Genomic DNA, 18,003 nt, shown 5'->3' on the forward strand with positions numbered 1-18,003 from the left:
AGCGTTCGTTTTTTTGATTAGAATGAATTGTTGAAGCAATACCCCGGTGAGTTGGCCGTCACTCCCGTTTAAGCGTCACGAGGGCAATCGTATCACGGCTGACCTGATCAACCTGTCGAAATCCGAATTGCTGATACAACGCGATTGCCGGAAGATTGGCCGCGGCAGTCGAGACAAAGTGGAGCCGGTGTTTCGCCAAGGCATGGCGAAGCATGTGTTTGGCAATCCCTTGACGAAAATAATCCGGTGCGACGACTAAACGTGTGATCGTCTCCTGTTCGATCGTCAAAGCACCGACGAGCTGTTCATCCAGACAATAGACGTAACCGCTTGGCTGCTCGTGTACGAGTTGTGCGGGCGTTTGCTGCAGCGGCGGGAAGTCGGAAACACCGATCAGATCCGCCTCGACTTGATAAGCCCGCTGTTGGAGCCGGTGAAGTGCCGGATAATCAGTTGCTTCCAGTCGTCGAATCATCCGTGACCTCCGGTGTGGACGTTAAGTCATCGGTTGTTTCCGGCAAATTCAGTTGTTCTTTTAACGTGGCTTTGGCGTCCGATAACGAAGCCGGATCCAGTTGATAATAGTAGGCCCCGTTGATTTTCGTATCGGTTCCTTTTAAATCGATGCGGTTCACGGCATTCAGTGACTTCGCGAACGGTTGCAGCTGGAATGCTTCCGTTAGCGACATGTTGGTCGTGAAGTTGTCGCCCGTCGCATCCATCAATTTATTGAGTTTCGTAATGGATCCAAAGGACGTCGACTGATCGATGATCGCCTGAACGACCTGCTGTTGACGTTTTGTTCGTCCGATGTCTCCTTCAGGATCCTGATAACGCATGCGGGCATAGGCGAGTGCTTCCTCTCCGTTGAGCTGTTGAAGACCGGGCTCCAACTTCACCCCGTTTTTTTGATCCGAGGAATCGAGTGTATCGATCGGTAGCTTGACATCGACCTCAATGCCGCCGACGGCATCGACGATTGCGACGACACCATTAAAGTTGATGGAGCCGTAATAATCGATCGGGATATCAAGCAACGTCTCGACGGTTTCAATCGTCGAATCAATCCCGCCAAACGCATAGGAATGGTTGATTTTATCTTCATACCCGACAGAAGGGATCATGACGAGGGAATCACGGGGGATGCTGAGCAGATTGACTTTTTTATCGGTCTTGTTGAAGGTTGCGACAATCATCGTATCGGCCCGCGAAGACGTATCACCGGGACGTTCATCCGTCCCGACGAGCAGGACCGAGAAATGATCCTTTGTTAAATCGACGGCTGCTGCGCGTTTGTCTGATTTGTCGCCACGCGACAATTCGACCTCGGATTGTTTGGCGGCTTGGAACGTCTTGTTCGCGACATACGCGAACGCGGCGCCGCCTGTAATGAAGATCACCAGGAATCCGATGACGAACATTTTAAACCAGGGACGCTTTCGTTTTGGTTTTGCAGAACGGGATCGTTTGGAATCATCCACTGTTCATTACTCCTTACTTTACTGAATTATTAAAAAACTTTTAAATCTTTATAATTAGTATAGCAGGTCAGGGTTGAATGTCACGTTCGACGTAGCGGGAATGGGTTTTCTCAAGAACGGCCTGACCGTTCGTCAAGTTCGTCATCCAGTCGAGGAAAAGGGGCACGGCGCTCTCTTCCACCCAAACGTCAATCTTGACCTGATCCAGATAATGAATCTGATCGATGATGTGCGGGGTTGCCCGCAGTTCATTCTCAAGCTTCCCGAGCCACGTATAATCGACGGTGATTTCGACCAGATCGTGCGCGACACGTTCGACGATTCCGACAGCATTCAACGCTTCCGAGACACTGGAGCCGTAAGCCCGGATCAATCCGCCGCCACCGAGCTTGATGCCGCCGAAATAACGGGTCACGACGACGACGGTGTTGCGGAGATTCCGCTTTTTCAGGACTTCGAGCATCGGAACACCTGCCGTCCCGCTCGGTTCACCGTCGTCATTGGCTTTTTGGATTTCGTTTCGTTCGCCGATGACGTAAGCGGAACAGTTATGATTGGCGTCGTGATGTTTTTTCTTGAGGTCCGCGATGAAGCTCTGTGCCTCCTGTTCTGAGGTGGCGCGCGCCAAATATGTAATAAATCGTGACTTTTGGATAATGATTTCATGGAAACCGTTTTCTTTTACTGTATAATAATTAAATAATGTCATAATCAAAAATGTCCTCCTCGTTAACTAGTTCTTTCTAGCATAACGACGATTAGAGAGAGAGACAACCGTGGGGACTGGCAAGGAACGGAGGGAGTAGTATGACGAATGAGATGGGGGAGCGACTGTCCTTGAATGATATCGTACAGAACATCATTGGTGTCGTAGAAGAAAGTCGGGAAGAAATCGTCCGCATCACGGAAAGTTCGCGGGAACAGTATGCTGAAATTCAGCAGGAGTTACGGGAATTGAAGACACGTGTCCACGACTACATTAAAGAAGCCGAACGGCTAGAACGACACATTAAGGACTCGAAAGCGCGACTCGTCATCGTGAGCAAAAACTTCGACAACTACTCGGAACAAGATATTCGTTCTGCTTATGAGACGGCGAACTCGCTTCAGCTCGAGTCATTCATCAATCAACGGGATGAGATGAACTGCCGCAAACGGCGGGACGAGCTCGAACGCCGTCTGATCCAATTGGATGAAACAATCGAGCGGGCCGACATGTTGATCAGCCGGGTTTCGGTTGTCTTGAACTTCTTGACGGACGACATGCAGGTGATGAATGAGAAGTATGAGAAGGCGATGCAAAAACAGGAGATGGGGTTAAAAGTCTTCCAATCGGCAGAAAACGAACGCCGGCGCCTGTCCCGTGATATGCATGACGGTCCTGCACAAACGCTTGCTCATGTTTTGATCCGGGCCGACTTGATTGAAAAAATTCATCAACATAACGGTGCGGAAGCTGCTTTTGAAGAAATTCACCGCCTGCGGACCTTGATCCGTGACGGGCTGGCCGACATACGCCGCATCATTTATGATTTACGACCGATGACGCTGGATGATCTCGGGTTCGTCCCGACGCTCGAGCGATATCTGCGTCATATGCAGGAAATTTCGAATATTCCCATTCACTTCAACTACCTGGGGGGAGGGGAGCGGATCGATTCGACATACGAAGTCGCCGTCTTCCGGATTGTCCAGGAAGCGGTCCAAAATGCAGTTAAGCATTCCAAAGCAGGGGACATTCGTATTATCATAGAACAGTATCAACATTCCGTCCGAATCCATGTTAAAGATAATGGGGTTGGATTTGATTTTAATTCAATCGTCGAATCGTGTGATGAGTCATTCGGACTGATCGGAATGCGGGAACGGATTGAATTGATTGATGGAGAGTTTGAGATTGAGACGCAGCCAGGTAAAGGGACAGTCATCAAGGTAAGGATTCCAGTTGAGGAATCCGGAGCGAGAGGGGAAACACTGTGAATAACGAGCAAGTAAAAGTAGTCATCATCGACGATCATCAGCTATTCCGTGAAGGCGTCAAACGGATTCTCGATTTCGAAGAAGAATTCATCGTCGTCGCGGAGGGTGAAAGCGGAGCGGATGTCATTCCACTCGTCGAAGCCCACCAACCTGATATCGTCTTAATGGATATAAATATGCCGAAAGTCAACGGTGTCGAGGCAACAAAACGCTTGATGGAAGTGCACCCGGAAGTCCGGGTCATCATCTTATCGATTCACGATGACGAGACATACGTCATGCACGCGCTGGGTGCCGGCGCAGTCGGTTACCTCTTGAAAGAGATGGCGACGGATGAGCTCGTCAATGCCATTCGTTCCGTCTACCGGGAAGGCGGTTACGTCCACCCGAAAGTCACACCGAACTTGTTGCAGGAATACCGCCGTTTGATGAAGATGAAACAGACGATGTCTTCGCAGCCAATCGAAAAACGGGTCGCGGAAGCACCGCTTCACGTGCTGACACGTCGTGAATGTGAAGTGTTACAGTTGCTCGCAGACGGTTTTTCGAACCGGGCGATCAGCGATACGTTGTTCATCAGCGAAAAAACCGTCAAGAACCATGTCTCATCCATTTTACGTAAGATGAACGTACCCGACCGGACAGGTGCCGTCGTCGAAGCCATTCGACGGGGCTGGGTCGTCGTCGTATAAGGACAGGACGGAAGCCGATTCGGGCTCCGTCTTTCTTTTTTTTAGACACCAACATATGGTATGATAAAAGGCGATTGTGACCTGTCAGAATACCTTATGTCACGACGGAACTCTTAAAAGCGAGGAAATTCACGAATGAGCCAGATTGTGATTTTAACGGATAGTACTGCCTATCTGCCAACTACCTATTGTGAAGAAAACAATGTCCATGTCGCACCGCTTAGTGTCATCTTCGACGAAGAGGCGTATCGTGAAGGAATTGATATTTCCGTACCGGACTTTTATGAACGGATTCAGACGGGAAGCCTGCCGACGACGTCACAGCCGAACATCGGCGATCTCGTCGATGCCTTTGAACGCCTTCCTGCAGGGACGGACATCATCGGCATCACACTCTCAAGCGGAATCAGTGGAACGTACCAGGCACTACATACGATCAACATGATGGTCGAACACGTCCAGGTACATCCGATTGATTCCCGGATTTCCTGTATGCCGCAAGCCTTTTTGGTCAAGGAAGCGGTCCGGATGCGCGATGCGGGTGCAACAGCCGCTGAAATCGTCACCCGTCTCGAAGAATTAAAAGAAGTCATCCGTGCCTATTTTGTTGTAGACGATTTGGAACATCTGCAACGCGGCGGACGTCTCAGCATGACGCAAGCGGTCGTCGGTTCGTTCCTGAAGATCAAACCGGTCCTTCACTTCGTCGATGGAAAGATTGTGCCGTTTGAGAAAATCCGGACGTTTAAACGGGCCGTCAAACGGATTGAAGAAATGATGGAAGAGACGATCCGTGGAAACGGTGCCGGTTATGTCATCGGTGTCATTCACGCGGAAGACTCCTCTAAAGCAGAAACGGAAATCGCCGTCTTACAGGAACGATTCCCGGAAGCACGGATTGAGATGAGCTTGTTCGGACCGGTCATCGGGACCCATCTCGGACCGGGTGCGATCGGTATCACCTGGTATCAAGAAAACTAATCCTGCGACAACGGCAGGACATATACGAAGAATACGGCGTGCCTGCACCAGTAGGCACGTCTTTTTCGTGCCGTTATCACAGACTAGCCGCGTATTAGCAACCGGCGCAGGAAGAACATCTGTTTTGCCGAACTGATTCCTTACATTCGTTCAGGGAGAGTGAAGCAGATGGATTTACGAAAACGATGGATCCCGGATTACCAGTTGGATGTTTCTTTTGAGCATCCGGTCGAATCGAGACCGGCCGTGACATGGCGGTGCCAGCGGTGCGGCAAATTACCGACACGTGGTCCGTGTACGTGTGGCCGACGCTGTTATTATTGCCGGCATTGTTTGATGTTTGGCAAGCTGAGGACGTGTGACCACCTCGTCACGGATCCGCGCCCGCTTGATCCCGTTCGACCCGACCGGCACAGTGAACTGCATTTGACGGTCGATCAGCAACAGATTGCGAACGCCATCACGCAGACGATTGAGCAGCGAAAACGTCTGCTCGTCCATGCTGTCTGCGGGGCGGGGAAAACACCGATGCTGTTTCCCGGCATCGAACAGGCCCTCTGTTCAAACAAACGTGTCTTGATCACGACACCGCGTGCCGATGTCGTCCGAGAATTGACCGGGCATCTCAAACGCGCCTTTCAGCAGGCAGACATCGTGTCGTTGTTCGGGGGCTCACCGGATCGCTTGAAACTCGGTGAGATTACAATCAGTACGACTCATCAATTGATTCATTACCGGACCTGTTTTGACGTCGTCTTCATCGATGAAGTCGATGCCTTCCCGTACCAAGCCGACCGGACGTTGCACCGGTATGTCCGACAAGCGATGTCTCCGGACGCGGCACTGATCTTGCTCAGCGCGACCCCGTCTTTTCGGAACCGGCTCCTGCCGACCGTCCGGCTGATGCGCCGTTATCACGGCTTTTCGTTACCCGTCCCGGAGCTCCGCATCCCCTATACGACAAACGATGTCCTGCACTGGCTTCAGCAACATCCGGCGAAGCCCCGGCTTGTCTTCGTGCCAAGAGTCGAAGCGCTCAAGACGTGGCAGATGGTATTGCAGCAACAGGGACTGGCGAGTGAAACGGTTCATGCGGCCGATCCGGACCGCGTTCAAAAAGTCGAACAGTTTCGCCGGACGACGGGGATCCTGCTGACGACGACGATTCTTGAGCGGGGTGTGACATTGCCGGACGTGCAAGTCGCAGTTCTTGATGCCGACCAATCGTTCAGTGTCGCAGCGTTGATTCAAATCAGCGGACGTGTCGGACGAAGTGCTGATTTTCCGGAAGGCGAGATCCTCTTTTTTGCGAACGACCGGTCGAATGCGATGTACCAAGCGGTTCATCAAATCAAGCATGCGAATCGGGAGGGATTTCAATGAAGTGTTTGTTATGCGGTCAGGACTTTTTACCCAGTTGGGCATTGTCGAATGTATGGACTAGGCAAACCCTGTGTCCGACCTGTAAAATAGAATTTGTAAAAAGAGGGGAATGCACGGATTGCGGCAAGCCGGGTCAATTGCTTTGTCAGGATTGTAACGATTGGCGTCAACAAGGACAGCTGCTCTTGACCCATCCTCTCTTTCTGTATCATCCGCCGGCGAAAGCGTTCATGAGGCGGTATAAGTTTCTCGGGGACACGGCATTGCTCAACGTGTTTCAAATGGAGCTGAAGAAGGTAAAAGTCAAACAGGATTGGATTGTCCCGATTCCGCTGAGTCCGGAACGGTTGCGTGACCGCCGGTTTAATCAGGCGGAACTGATCGGGCGGATGATGCGGGGGCGCATCCGCCTTGTACTCGAGCGGACGGATGGTCCGGCGTTAAGCCATCTGTCAAGGCAACAACGACTCGAACGGAACAATCCGTTTCATGTGACGGGGCCTGTTGCCGGGAAAACAATCTTGCTCGTCGATGATGTCTATACGACGGGAATCACTTTACGCCAAGCCGCTTCTCGACTGCGGGAAGCCGGCGCAAAAGAAATTTCTGCCGTAACTTTATTTCGAAGTGTTTAAAAAATCTTCATTCCTGCCGATATTCAGTATGAGGTGAAGGAAATGGATGTATTCAACTGCAAATCTTGCGGGAAGTTATTTGTTCGTCAATCTTCTGATCTGTGTGTCGATTGTATCAGAAAAGATCATACTGATTTTGAGAAGGTGCGTGAGTTCCTGCGAGAACGTCGAAAAGTCCGAACCTCACCTAATGATGTTGAGATGGCGATCGGAGTGAAGAAAGAGAATGTGTTCCGATACATTAAAGAAGGGCGATTGTTGATTTCTGAAATTTCTCAGATGGAGATCATGTGTGAGAGTTGCGGGAAGCCCTCCCGTGATGGCACGATTTGTGCCGAATGTCGTGAAAAGTTGCGACGTGACCTCGCTCAAGCGATGCTAGATTCTGCTGACTCTTCGAAACCGCGTACGTATCGAACTTGAATTAAGAATCTTGTAGTCTAGAAAGCAGGTGTTCACATGCGAATTGATTCTACGAAATGGGTTAACATGCCTAAAACGTACGAAAGAAATCAAAAAGTAGAAGGAACAGAACCAACACGTACGAATCGGCCGGACGAGGTAACGATCTCAAGCGAAGCGCGGATGCGTTTCAGTGAGACGGGCACATCCCGGACCGAGAAGATTGAATCCCTTCGTCAAGCCATTCAGGATGGAACCTATAAACCGGATGCGAAAAAAATCGCGGAACGTTTCTTGAACTTGTAAGAAGGTTAACTCAGACAGTAGAGGCGACTCGGGGCACGGATGCGCGGGTCGCTTTTTATATGAACGGATACTATAGAAGAGGAGGAACTGGCGGTGGAACTCATCAATCAGCTCACAGCAACGCATATGGATCTGTTGGAACTGGCACACGAAAAGAAACAGGTCCTGATTCAAAACGATATGCCACGCCTGTCGCAAATCGTCAAAGAAGAATTGGTTTATCTGAAACGGATGGAGCAGTTGGAGCAGCAACGAATCGAACACATGGGAGCGGTGACAATGACGGAATGGCTTCAAGTCCATCCGGAAGATGTCGAGGCCATGCGCCAGTTACTTCAGGCAATCGGTAAGCTCAAAATTATCAATGAATTGAACGCCGACTTGCTCGAACAATCGTTACAATACCTCAACTGGCATCTTGAACTATTAGTGCCGGAAGCAGATGATTTTACATACGGTCAATCGGCGCTTGATCGCGCCCACTTCAATCGAAACGCCTAAGGAGGGAAATACATGGGATCAACGTTTATGGGACTGGAAACAGGACGCCGTGCACTGACGACCAATCAGTGGGCACTCCAATCGACGGGAAACAATATCGCCAATGCCGGTACTGTCGGATTTTCACGGCAACGGTTGGTGATGGCAACGACGGAACAACTTACGATGGCCATCGGAACTGGCAAGATGGGGCAAATCGGAACCGGCGTAAAAGGTGAAATGCTCGAACGGGTCCGTGACGTCATGCTCGACAAACAATACCGTGATGAAGCAACGAAGACGTCTTACTATGGCACGAAAGAAGCGGCATTCAGCCGGATGGAAGATGTTATTAATGAGCCATCAGATACAGGGTTGTCAAAAGCGTTTGATGGTTTTTGGGAATCATTGCAGACATTGTCGACGAACCCGCAAGACTCTGGTGCCCGCAGTGTTGTTCGTCAAAAAGCAGAGACGTTGACGCAGACGTTCAACTATATGGCGAAGGCGCTTAACCAAGTACAAGGGGACTTGAAAAGTGAAATCGAGGTCTCAACCAAAAAAGTGAATGACTTGTTCAAAAAAATTCATAACATCAATGCCGAGATTCATACCGTCGAGCCGCTTGGTGTTTTGCCAAATGCCTTGTACGATGAGCGCGACCGCTATTTTGATGAACTGTCAGAGTATGTCGACTTTGAAAAAGTGTCGGTCGATGGCGATGCGATTCAACAAGGAACACTTGGAAACACCGTCAAAACGGCTGAAGGCCGAATTGACGTCCGTATCAAACTCCCGAACGGGGATAAACTGCTGGCAGTAGATTCAGATTTACCACAAGCAGGAACGCTGACGTTCACAACGGACGACAAAGGTTTGTATACAGGATTTAAAACCGATTCACAAACGATTTCATTCGACGCGGCTGGTGGTTTTTCATCAGGACGTCTGATTGGTTTAATTGAGATGTACGGACATGTAGAAAATGGTCAAGCAGCAGGCGAATATGTCAAAATGCAAGGACATCTTGATGAGATGGCGGCAACATTTGCAACTGCTTTTAACGAGGCACATGCTACGAATGTAAAAAAAGATAAGACGGCAGGTACCAATGAATTTTTCGTTTCTTCAAATGGTGGGACCATTACAGCAAATTCAATTACACTTGGAACGGATATAAAAAAAAGTCTGGATAATATTGCAACTTCGACTGACGGCAACATTGGTGATAGTGCCGGTGCCTTGAAACTTGCCAACATGAAGACCGCAAGCATCCGTTTTGAACGATCGGATACGACGACGACGATCGGTTCGTTTTATCAAAACGTTATTGGAGATATGGCGGTGGCAACAGATCAAGTCGCACGGCTCGGTCAGAGTTCGGCAGTTCTGATGGAAAGTGCGGAACAACGCCGTATGTCCGTCTCCGCCGTGTCGATTGATGAAGAGATGACAATGATGATCCAGTATCAACATGCATACAACGCGGCAGCGCGTAATATTACGACGGTTGATGAAATGCTCGATAAAATCATCAACGGTATGGGAATCGTAGGACGGTGATAATTAGATGAGAGTAACACAAACGATGTTAACAAAAACGAATATCGGACATTTATCAGCGAGTTATCAAAAGCTGAGCTCGATGCAGGAGCAACTGATCAGCGGTAAAAAAATTCAGCGTCCGTCCGAAGACCCGGTCGTCGCAATGCAAGGCATCCGTTATCGGACAGAAGTCCGGGAAGTTGAACAGTTCAAGAAAAACGTCAATGAGGCGACAGGCTGGATGGATTTGACTGACTCCGCTCTCAATGAAGTGACATCCGCGATGAGCCGAGTCCGTGAATTGACGACACAAGCCGCAACAGACACATATGATGCGACCCAGCGTAAAGCCATCCAAAGTGAAGTTGGTCAATTAATCGAGCATATTGGTACGCTCGCAAATACGAAATACAATGAAAAAGCGATTTTTAATGGGACAAAAACAGATCAACCCTTCATTTCAATGGAAAATCTGAAGGACTATTTAACGACATCGGGTAAATCGGTTGATACCGTCTTTACCGATGGAAACCCTGTAACAAAAGAGAATGAAGTGATTCGCTATGAAATATCGTCCGGCATTGAAGTGCAAGTCAATGTTTCGCCAACAAATGTGTTTAGTACAGAAACTTTCATGACGCTAAAAAAAGTGTATGATGCCTTAGGTGGTACTTCGGACGCAGGTCCCGTCGACAGTTCCAATAATGGAGCTGAACTATCGGGGATGTTGAAAGATCTTGATAGCATGCTCAATCAGACAGTTGAAACGCGGGCCGATCTCGGAGCGCGGGTCAATCGTCTTGAATTGAACGCGTCACGCCTTGAAGATCAAGAAATCATCGCAAAATCCGTCATGTCGGACAATGAAGATATCGAGGCAGAAAAGGTCATCATGGAACTGAAGTCATACGAGACATTACACCGCGCGGCACTCAGTGCAGGAGCACGGATCATTCAACCGACCTTGCTCGATTTCTTACGTTAAGGGAGTGACGGGCGATGAATCTGCCACATCTTGAGATGCGTCAAACGTCTGCAAAGATCGGCATCAATACGACGCGGGCGACGCTTGAGCAACGTCAGGCACCGGGGACGTTATCGATTGAACAGCCGAAGGGGAATCTGTCGATGGAGACAATTGCCGCCCGGCTTGAAATTGATTCGACCCAGGCGATGATTGAAACAGGACGCATTCCAGCTTTTGAGTCCGTCCAGCGTTATGCGGAGTATGGTCGACAAATGGGACAACAAGCGATTGGACGTGCCGCCTCTGAAGGGGATCAACTGATGCGGATTGAGCAGGGGGGCAACGCAGTTTCCCGCGTCGCCAAAGCACGTGATACGCCACCTGCCGAAGTAACGACACTTGGCTTTATACCGCGTAGTCTCGATCGAGTCAAAATCAATTACACACCGGCTGAAGTCCGGATCGACTACAAGGCGGAGAAACCACGGATCGAGGTACAAATCAACCGACCGGAGTTGAACGTCACGGAAGGTACGGTCGAAATTTATCTACGGGAACAAAATCAACTGGATATGTGGCCGGTCGGCGGCATATTCGATGGGGAAGGATAATCATATGCAAATCAACACGGATTTTTTTGGCACCGTTCAAGTAGACGAAAGTGAAATCATCACCTTCGCTTCGGAAGTACCGGGTTTTCCGGATGCACGACGTTTTATTCTGTTACCGTTCGGAGAAGGGATTCCGTTCTGGTCGTTTCAATCGATTGATCAGACCGAGTGTGCCTTTGTCGTGACGAATCCGTTTTGGATCGACCCGGAATACGTCTTTGAGTTGCCGGAGTCGGCGAAGGAGCAGCTCGGGATTCAGGAAACGGCACAAGTCGCGGTCTATACGACCGTCACGTTGCGGGAACCATTCCAGGAATCGACGACGAACCTGCGGGCACCGTTCGTCATGGAGACGAAACGCCGTCAAGCGAAACAGATCATTCTCGATGAAACGTATGCGAACCGACGGATGATCGGAAGTTTGACTGAAGTAGGTGGACGCTGATGCTCGTCTTAAAACGAAAAACCGGTGAGGCGATTCAAATCGGTGATGACATCGAATTGACGATTCTCGCAATCGAGGGCGACCAAGTCAAATTGGGGATCCATGCCCCGCGGCAGATTGATATTCACCGGAAGGAAATCTATCTGGCGATTCAAGACGAGAACGCTGAAGCTTCCCAAAGTACAGGTTTGATGAGTCAGTTGTTGAAGCAACGGACCGATACGGAAACTTGACCGACACTTCTTTTGCTAGTTCGCTAGTAGAAGAAGTTTTTTTTCATTCACAACGAAAAAAATGCTCATTTCTTTTGAATCGTGTATAGTAATGTAGAGAAAAGAAACCTTTTTGACTAAAGAGGGAGTGTAGTGGGATGAATGAGACGAAGCAGCTGAAGAAAGATGCGAATCGTGTATTAAAAGCGACGAGCCGGACCTTTTATATACCGATCAGCCGTCTGTCACAGGAATTGCAGGAGGCGGTAGGAGCCGCCTACTTATGTATGCGTGCGATCGACGAGATCGAGGATCACGAAGAACTGCCGACGGACGTCAAGACTACGCTATTGCGGGAAACGGCATTATTGATGCGGGGAACGTTCTCGGACGAGACGTATCGGGCGTTGATTGCACCGTACGCCGACCAGTTGCCGGAAGTGACGCTTCGTCTTTCAGAATGGATCGCTTATTGTCCGGAAGGAATCCGGTCGAAAGTGCTGGAATCGACAGCTGAGATGGCGGAAGGCATGGCAGTCTGGGCGGAGCGTGACTGGACGGTCAAGACAGCTGCGGATCTTGACGAATACACGTACTACGTTGCGGGACTCGTCGGCGTCATGTTGTCCGATATCTGGTACTGGAAAGCCGGTATCGTCACGGATAAACAACAAGCCATCGGTTTCGGTCGGGGCTTGCAAGCCGTCAACATCTTACGGAACCAACAGGAAGACGCCGAACGGGGTGTCGGTTATTTCCCACCGGGTTGGACGACGGAAACGATGTTTGACTATGCGCGCGACAATTTGGCAGAAGCGGATGCCTACCTCGCGTCGATTCCGAAACAGACGACGATCTACGAGTTTTGTAAGATTCCTCTGGCTTTGGCGCACGGAACGCTCGATGCGCTCGCCCGTGGAAAAGAAAAACTCAGTCGTCCGGAAGTCTTGAAGATTGTTGGAAGTGCCGTCTTAAAACGCTAAATACATCAAAAGGGAGACCTCGTTCACACGGAACCGGGTCTCCCTTTTTGTCGTTATCGGATATCTTCGAGGTAGGACAGGACTTTTTCTTCGTATGCTTGACGGTCATGTTTATAGGATTGGACATGTCCATCGTTTTCGGTGACATAGAGCTCCGACCGGGGCGCTGCTTTTTGTAACCGCATGCTTTCCGTGACCGGAATCGCGTCATCGTCTTTCCCGTGAATCATCAAAATCGGATAATCGATGCGGCGGATGGCTTCAATCGGTTGGACCCGTTCCGGATTGAGTCCGGTCAAAGGCGGGGTGACTTGTAAGATCACTGGCGTGAACGGGAAGTTCGGCAATCCGCTCCAGACCGGGAGATTCGTTTCGAGATAGTTTTTCAAATCACTGAACGGGCTGTCGGCGATGACACCGGCGACTTCGGCTTTTGGTGCCGTGACGAGTGAAGTCGCAGCTCCCATCGAAATACCATAGAGGACAACCGGTTCCGAGGCGCGTGACTTCGCATAATTCACGGCCGTCAACAAATCATCCTGTTCCTTGGCACCGACCGTGACCCGTTTTCCGTCCGATTCACCGGATCCCCGAAAATCGAATGTCAGCACATTGTAGCCGGCTTGATTAAATTTCTTGAATAACTGGAGCACCGGCAAGTCGTTTTGCTCCCGGTTTTTCCCGTAACCATGGGCAAACACGATTGTCAGCTTGGCATCTTCGCTTGGAATCCACCAGCCGGACAAACGTGTCCGATCCTTAACGGAGCGGAACGATACATTTTCATAAGCAAGTCCTTCTGCTTTTTTTGGATTGGTCGTCAACGGTTCCTTTGCCGGCTCCGTCAATGACGAACCGACATAGGCCGAGATGCCGACGATCGCAACGAGGACTAAGACAATTAAGACAATCAGTCCGGCAATCAGTTTCTTACGGTGTTTCTTCAACAACGACACGACAATCCTCCCTTTCTTCGACAGCGGTAGGTTAGTGGATATCTTTTTTCTTGAAGCGTCCGCCGTGGACATCGTGGATGTTCCCGATGGCGATGAAGGCTCCTTCATCAAAGTCACGGACGATTTCTTTTAATTTCGTTTCTTCCAAGCGACTGATGACACAAAAGATGATCTTTTTGTCATCTCCGGAAAAGGCGCCTTCCCCGTTTAAATACGTCATCGTCCGACCGAGCCGGTCCATGATGGCAAGCCCAATTTCTTCATGATTTTCCGAGATGATCCAGACACTTTTCGATTGGTCGAGTCCGTCAATGACGACATCGATCGTCTTGAAGGCAATGAAGTAAGTAATCAAGGAATACATCGCCCGATCCCAACCGAAGACGAAACCGGCGGCCCCTAAAATGAAGACGTTAAAGAACATGACGATTTCACCGACGGAGAAGGGTGTCGATCGGCTGAACGAGACGGCTAAGATTTCCGTCCCGTCGAGCGAACCGCTCGCCCGGATGACGATGCCGACACCGATTCCGAGAATCAGTCCTCCGAACACCGTCGCAAGCAAATCGACCCGTGTCATCGGACCGATGTCTTCAAGTAATTTGGTCGCGACCGCCATGATCGTAATGGCATACAGTGTGGATAAAGCAAAGGTTTTTCCGATTTGTTTATAACCAAAAAAGATGAACGGAATATTGAGGAAAAACAGCCAGAGGGCAAGTGTCGAATCCGTCAGCTTGGAGCCGATGATCGAGATCCCGACGATGCCGCCGTCGATGATGCTGTTCGGGACAAGAAACCCTTTTAATCCAATCGCAAAAATGACCGCTCCAATCGTCAATAACAACAGGCGGCGTACCAGTTGCCATTTCGTTGACCGGCGGTGTCGTTTGGCCTGTTCAGTCGCAGGCATCGAATCCCTCCCTTTTTCAGCACTTTTCATTACTATAACAAAAAAGCACTAAGGCGCGCGAGAACGACCTTAGTGCGATGCTTATTCTTTGTAGCGCAATGACTGGAAAAACCGTAAGACGAGTTCTGCTTCCTGTGTCGTCGTGTATTCGCCGACGTACTGTCCCTGTTCGATCGCTGTGACCGTCAAGGTGCAGGAGACAAGTTGAATCCCTTCAAACAGACGCACTTCAAACGTCGCGCTTTGCAACGGGAGTGGCATATCCGTCGTGAAGTACAGAAAACGGGTGCTGGTGCGATGAGCCTTGATGTCCGAAAAGCCTAAATCAAGTGCTTGATTTTGGTGTTTCAGCATCTTGATTTTCCCTTGAACCGAGAAGCTCGGCACACTGTCGGCTGCAAGCGAGCAGGCTTCGATCGGATACAACACTTCGCGTAATAAGAAACCTTCCATGACAGAGGCAGTGACCGGTTTGCTGAACAGATACCCTTGGATGTTCGGACAATTGAGTGCCCGGAACGTCTCGAGCTGGCGCAGTGTCTCAATGCCTTCCGCAACGACGGATAGGTTAAATTCCATTGCCATATAGAGAATGCTTTTGACGATTGCCTGTGCCTTGGCATCGTCAGCGATATGCGTCGCGAACTGGCGGTCAATCTTGACGACGTTGATCGGATACCGTTGCAGATACACCATCGATGAATAGCCTTTACCGAAATCATCGAGGGCAATCCGGACACCGATCTGGCTGACATATTCGAGTGTCCGGCTGATGTTCGGATCGTCCATGATCAAGGCGGCTTCCGTGATTTCAAGTTCCAGCAAGTGGGGCGATAAGTTATATTTGGTCAGGACTTGTTCGATTTGATGTTCAAATCCGGGAATCAAAAAGCGTTTCGGTGAGACGTTGACCGAAATCGGAATCGCAGGTGCCCCGGCATGCGCCCACTGTTTCATCGTTTTACAGGCCGTGTCGACGACCCAGTCACCGATTGCGACATGGAGCGCACTTTCTTCCGCAAGCGGGATAAAATCATTTGGTGGAATCCGTCCCCATTCCGGGTGTTGCCAGCGGATCAAGGCTTCGAGACCGATGATTTTTCCGGTCCAACTGTCGACTTTCGGTTGATACTCGAGAAACAACTCTTCCCGTTCGATGGCATAGTGTAAGTCTTGTTCCAGCCGGTAACGGCGGTAATAGTCGATGTCGAGATTCGAGGCGTAATGATGCAAAGCGCTGTGGTTTTCACGCCGTGAGCGCCGCAGTGCTGTATAGGAATGTTTCATCAGCTCAATCGGGTCATCACTGTCGTCAGGGAAGCGACTGACGCCGATCGAGACGCGGGCAAACAAGGCATACGGTTCGATTAAAATCGGTTCGGTGGATAACCCCAGTAACATGTCAGCACAAGAGGTGACATCTTCCTTGTAGCTTGACGGAATCAGCATCGCGTACTCGTCCCCGCCGAGATGACCAAAAAAGATTTCCTTTGGTTTCGATGAATAAAGCAGGCTGCTGGTCGCCTGAATCCATTGATCGCCGGTCGTGTGACCAAACGCGTTGTTGATATCCGTGATCCGGTTGAACGAGATCGAGAGAATCGAAAAGTTAATGCCTTGTTGCATCCAGTCGCGAATCGTATCCGTCAACGACAGCCGATTCGGCAAACCGGTGATCGAGTCATGCATCGCGAGTTGCTGCAACCGTTCCTCGTACTCTTTTTGCAAGGTGATATCGTGCATGATGCTGTTCGTATAGGCAATCGTTCCATCGAGTTGAAAGACGGGAATCTGTTGATCCTCAATCCACTTGCGACGTCCGTCCGGAAACAGCAGTCGATACTGGATCGTGCCGGATTTCCCGGACGTCAGTCGTTTGATGAATCGTTTCATCGCCGGTCTGTCACGCGGATCCAGTCGCTCAAACAGCCAGTCTTGACTGAGAATCAAGTCTTTTGGCAACTCCTCGAAAATCTGGAAGAAGCCTTTGGAATGAAACAGCAACCGTCCGTTCGATAAATCGATTTGCGAGATCGCTGCCTCGAGCGCCTCATAAATTTCTTTTGTTTGTTCCCGTTCCATTTTCAGTTGACGCCGGACGTCATCGACTTCCGACAAATCGTACAGAATTACGGAAATCGGACCGTTCAAACCGTCGCGTCGTAACGCTTTTAAACGTAAGAGTTGGTACTCTTGATTGGCGTTCAGCACCGACACCTCTTGTTCAAAGGTCTCGATTTCGCCATCCAGCAACCGGATCATCTGGAAGCGGAGCGGGTCGAAGTCACGCGGGTGAATCCGTTGGTGCACTTGTTCATTTGACAGGTGTTTGGGGTTCGCCGGATCGAGACCTAGGTAGTTAATCAAGGACGGGGAATACTCGATAGTCCGCGTCGATGGATCATATGTGAAAACGACCAGTTCCGGAATCTGTTCCGTCAGTTCAAGCTGGGAACGGATTTGCGCGACATCATCTTCGAGTTGTTTTTCACGGGTGATATCGCGGGCAACCCCATAGACCCCGACAATCTGACCGTCTTGTTCAATCGGCATGTTGGTGATTTTCAATGTCAGCCGATGTTGATCGACGTGCAGTCCTTGCGCCGTATAATGGACGGTTTCCCCGGCAAGGGCACGGTTGAAGAAGGCAGTCACGGCCTCAATTTGTTCCGGCGGATTGAAGACGGCAAAGTGCTCATACAAAGTATCTTCCGAATAACCGAGCATCAGTGGAAGATATTCGTTAAAGTAAATGATTTCACCGAGGTGATTGAAGAAAAAGACAGCATCCGTCGTCTGTTGAAAAAACGGCTCCACACGTTCCGGATGTGACAATTCTAATCCACCGATCAACAAGGGGGATGTGGACGAACGACTGAGTCGTTGCATCGCATTGAAAAAAGTCATGGCTGAATCTCCTCACTCGAATTTTTGGCTCTCTTTCTAGTATCGGAGTATCGGTCCCTGATTTGCAATCAAAGTTCGGCAGATAGACTTATTTTTCAAAAAAAGCGAATCATTTTCTGGGGAA

20 protein-coding genes are annotated in these 18,003 nt (G+C 49.9%); 14 read left to right on the forward strand and 6 right to left on the reverse strand.

Annotated features, from left to right (window positions below):
• Positions 1-58: 58 nt before the first annotated feature.
• The 3 genes from D3D03_RS11110 to D3D03_RS11120 all read right to left on the reverse strand — a co-directional run bounded on the left by D3D03_RS11110 (position 59) and on the right by D3D03_RS11120 (position 2,190).
• Positions 59-475 (reverse strand): GNAT family N-acetyltransferase, encoded by a 417-nt coding sequence (locus D3D03_RS11110; protein ID WP_026832104.1) that lies wholly within the window; start codon positions 473-475, stop codon positions 59-61.
• The gene (locus D3D03_RS11115; protein WP_026832105.1) at positions 450-1,481 is read right to left on the reverse strand and encodes an LCP family glycopolymer transferase; all 1,032 of its coding nucleotides are present in this window, start codon (positions 1,479-1,481) and stop codon (positions 450-452) included. The genes D3D03_RS11110 and D3D03_RS11115 overlap by 26 nt, the downstream gene beginning before the upstream one ends.
• Positions 1,482-1,548: 67 nt before the next feature.
• Positions 1,549-2,190, reverse strand: a complete 642-nt coding sequence (locus D3D03_RS11120) for a YigZ family protein (protein WP_026832106.1) — start codon at positions 2,188-2,190, stop codon at positions 1,549-1,551.
• Between the two features lie 98 nt (positions 2,191-2,288).
• Here D3D03_RS11120 and D3D03_RS11125 point away from each other — a divergent pair, with 98 nt between their 5' ends.
• The 14 genes from D3D03_RS11125 (at position 2,289) to D3D03_RS11190 (ending at position 13,103) form a co-directional block, all read left to right on the forward strand.
• Positions 2,289-3,461 (forward strand): sensor histidine kinase, encoded by a 1,173-nt coding sequence (locus D3D03_RS11125; protein WP_026832107.1) that lies wholly within the window; start codon positions 2,289-2,291, stop codon positions 3,459-3,461.
• A complete protein-coding gene (locus D3D03_RS11130; protein WP_026832108.1) occupies positions 3,458-4,153 on the forward strand; it encodes a response regulator in 696 nt (231 codons plus the stop codon). Before D3D03_RS11125 ends, D3D03_RS11130 begins: the two co-directional genes overlap by 4 nt.
• Before the next feature lie 135 nt (positions 4,154-4,288).
• The gene (locus D3D03_RS11135; protein WP_119923609.1) at positions 4,289-5,134 is read left to right on the forward strand and encodes a DegV family protein; all 846 of its coding nucleotides are present in this window, start codon (positions 4,289-4,291) and stop codon (positions 5,132-5,134) included.
• A 168-nt stretch (positions 5,135-5,302) separates the two neighbouring features.
• The gene (locus D3D03_RS11140) at positions 5,303-6,517 is read left to right on the forward strand and encodes a helicase-related protein (RefSeq protein WP_119923610.1); all 1,215 of its coding nucleotides are present in this window, start codon (positions 5,303-5,305) and stop codon (positions 6,515-6,517) included.
• A 185-nt stretch (positions 6,518-6,702) separates the two neighbouring features.
• Complete coding sequence (locus D3D03_RS11145; RefSeq protein ID WP_233550692.1) at positions 6,703-7,152, forward strand: ComF family protein; 450 nt, start codon at positions 6,703-6,705, stop codon at positions 7,150-7,152.
• A 42-nt stretch (positions 7,153-7,194) separates the two neighbouring features.
• A complete protein-coding gene (locus D3D03_RS11150) occupies positions 7,195-7,575 on the forward strand; it encodes a hypothetical protein (protein ID WP_026832112.1) in 381 nt (126 codons plus the stop codon).
• 36 nt (positions 7,576-7,611) lie between these two features.
• Positions 7,612-7,860: a flagellar biosynthesis anti-sigma factor FlgM gene (gene flgM, locus D3D03_RS11155; RefSeq protein ID WP_026832113.1), complete on the forward strand. Its 249-nt coding sequence runs from the start codon at positions 7,612-7,614 to the stop codon at positions 7,858-7,860.
• A 93-nt stretch (positions 7,861-7,953) separates the two neighbouring features.
• Positions 7,954-8,361, forward strand: coding sequence for a flagellar protein FlgN (locus D3D03_RS11160; protein WP_026832114.1), 408 nt, complete (start codon positions 7,954-7,956; stop codon positions 8,359-8,361).
• A 12-nt stretch (positions 8,362-8,373) separates the two neighbouring features.
• Positions 8,374-9,903, forward strand: coding sequence for a flagellar hook-associated protein FlgK (flgK, locus tag D3D03_RS11165; protein ID WP_026832115.1), 1,530 nt, complete (start codon positions 8,374-8,376; stop codon positions 9,901-9,903).
• Between the two features lie 7 nt (positions 9,904-9,910).
• Positions 9,911-10,870, forward strand: a complete 960-nt coding sequence (flgL, locus tag D3D03_RS11170; RefSeq protein ID WP_119923612.1) for a flagellar hook-associated protein FlgL — start codon at positions 9,911-9,913, stop codon at positions 10,868-10,870.
• A gap of 14 nt (positions 10,871-10,884) precedes the next feature.
• Positions 10,885-11,463, forward strand: a complete 579-nt coding sequence (locus D3D03_RS11175; protein ID WP_119923613.1) for a DUF6470 family protein — start codon at positions 10,885-10,887, stop codon at positions 11,461-11,463.
• A 4-nt stretch (positions 11,464-11,467) separates the two neighbouring features.
• Complete coding sequence (gene fliW, locus D3D03_RS11180) at positions 11,468-11,908, forward strand: flagellar assembly protein FliW (protein ID WP_026832118.1); 441 nt, start codon at positions 11,468-11,470, stop codon at positions 11,906-11,908.
• Entirely contained in the window at positions 11,908-12,141 is a 234-nt protein-coding gene (gene csrA / locus D3D03_RS11185; RefSeq protein WP_026832119.1) for a carbon storage regulator CsrA, read from the forward strand. Before fliW ends, csrA begins: the two co-directional genes overlap by 1 nt.
• Positions 12,142-12,278: 137 nt before the next feature.
• Positions 12,279-13,103, forward strand: coding sequence for a squalene/phytoene synthase family protein (locus D3D03_RS11190; protein ID WP_026832120.1), 825 nt, complete (start codon positions 12,279-12,281; stop codon positions 13,101-13,103).
• 53 nt (positions 13,104-13,156) lie between these two features.
• Here the strand turns inward: D3D03_RS11190 and D3D03_RS11195 are convergent, their stop codons facing one another.
• The 3 genes from D3D03_RS11195 to D3D03_RS11205 all read right to left on the reverse strand — a co-directional run bounded on the left by D3D03_RS11195 (position 13,157) and on the right by D3D03_RS11205 (position 17,879).
• Positions 13,157-14,059 (reverse strand): alpha/beta hydrolase, encoded by a 903-nt coding sequence (locus D3D03_RS11195; protein ID WP_119923614.1) that lies wholly within the window; start codon positions 14,057-14,059, stop codon positions 13,157-13,159.
• A 31-nt stretch (positions 14,060-14,090) separates the two neighbouring features.
• Entirely contained in the window at positions 14,091-14,972 is an 882-nt protein-coding gene (locus D3D03_RS11200) for a YitT family protein (RefSeq protein ID WP_026832122.1), read from the reverse strand.
• Positions 14,973-15,053: 81 nt separating this feature from the next.
• Positions 15,054-17,879, reverse strand: coding sequence for a sensor domain-containing protein (locus D3D03_RS11205; protein ID WP_119923615.1), 2,826 nt, complete (start codon positions 17,877-17,879; stop codon positions 15,054-15,056).
• Positions 17,880-18,003 lie beyond the last annotated feature (124 nt).

The organism is Exiguobacterium sp. RIT452 (genome assembly GCF_003598705.1).
Lineage (GTDB): Bacteria > Bacillota > Bacilli > Exiguobacteriales > Exiguobacteriaceae > Exiguobacterium_A > Exiguobacterium_A undae.

What these genes read in the sequence shown, in the direction of transcription:
- D3D03_RS11205 (WP_119923615.1), bottom strand. Translation starts at nt 17,879, where the DNA reads ATGACTTTTTTCAATGCGATGCAACGACTCAGTCGTTCGTCCACATCC.
- D3D03_RS11200 (WP_026832122.1), bottom strand. Translation starts at nt 14,972, where the DNA reads ATGCCTGCGACTGAACAGGCCAAACGACACCGCCGGTCAACGAAATGG.
- flgM (WP_026832113.1), top strand. Translation starts at nt 7,612, where the DNA reads ATGCGAATTGATTCTACGAAATGGGTTAACATGCCTAAAACGTACGAA.
- D3D03_RS11190 (WP_026832120.1), top strand. Translation starts at nt 12,279, where the DNA reads ATGAATGAGACGAAGCAGCTGAAGAAAGATGCGAATCGTGTATTAAAA.
- flgK (WP_026832115.1), top strand. Translation starts at nt 8,374, where the DNA reads ATGGGATCAACGTTTATGGGACTGGAAACAGGACGCCGTGCACTGACG.
- flgL (WP_119923612.1), top strand. Translation starts at nt 9,911, where the DNA reads ATGAGAGTAACACAAACGATGTTAACAAAAACGAATATCGGACATTTA.
- D3D03_RS11110 (WP_026832104.1), bottom strand. Translation starts at nt 475, where the DNA reads ATGATTCGACGACTGGAAGCAACTGATTATCCGGCACTTCACCGGCTC.
- D3D03_RS11175 (WP_119923613.1), top strand. Translation starts at nt 10,885, where the DNA reads ATGAATCTGCCACATCTTGAGATGCGTCAAACGTCTGCAAAGATCGGC.
- D3D03_RS11120 (WP_026832106.1), bottom strand. Translation starts at nt 2,190, where the DNA reads ATGACATTATTTAATTATTATACAGTAAAAGAAAACGGTTTCCATGAA.
- D3D03_RS11140 (WP_119923610.1), top strand. Translation starts at nt 5,303, where the DNA reads ATGGATTTACGAAAACGATGGATCCCGGATTACCAGTTGGATGTTTCT.
- D3D03_RS11125 (WP_026832107.1), top strand. Translation starts at nt 2,289, where the DNA reads ATGACGAATGAGATGGGGGAGCGACTGTCCTTGAATGATATCGTACAG.
- fliW (WP_026832118.1), top strand. Translation starts at nt 11,468, where the DNA reads ATGCAAATCAACACGGATTTTTTTGGCACCGTTCAAGTAGACGAAAGT.
- D3D03_RS11135 (WP_119923609.1), top strand. Translation starts at nt 4,289, where the DNA reads ATGAGCCAGATTGTGATTTTAACGGATAGTACTGCCTATCTGCCAACT.
- csrA (WP_026832119.1), top strand. Translation starts at nt 11,908, where the DNA reads ATGCTCGTCTTAAAACGAAAAACCGGTGAGGCGATTCAAATCGGTGAT.
- D3D03_RS11150 (WP_026832112.1), top strand. Translation starts at nt 7,195, where the DNA reads ATGGATGTATTCAACTGCAAATCTTGCGGGAAGTTATTTGTTCGTCAA.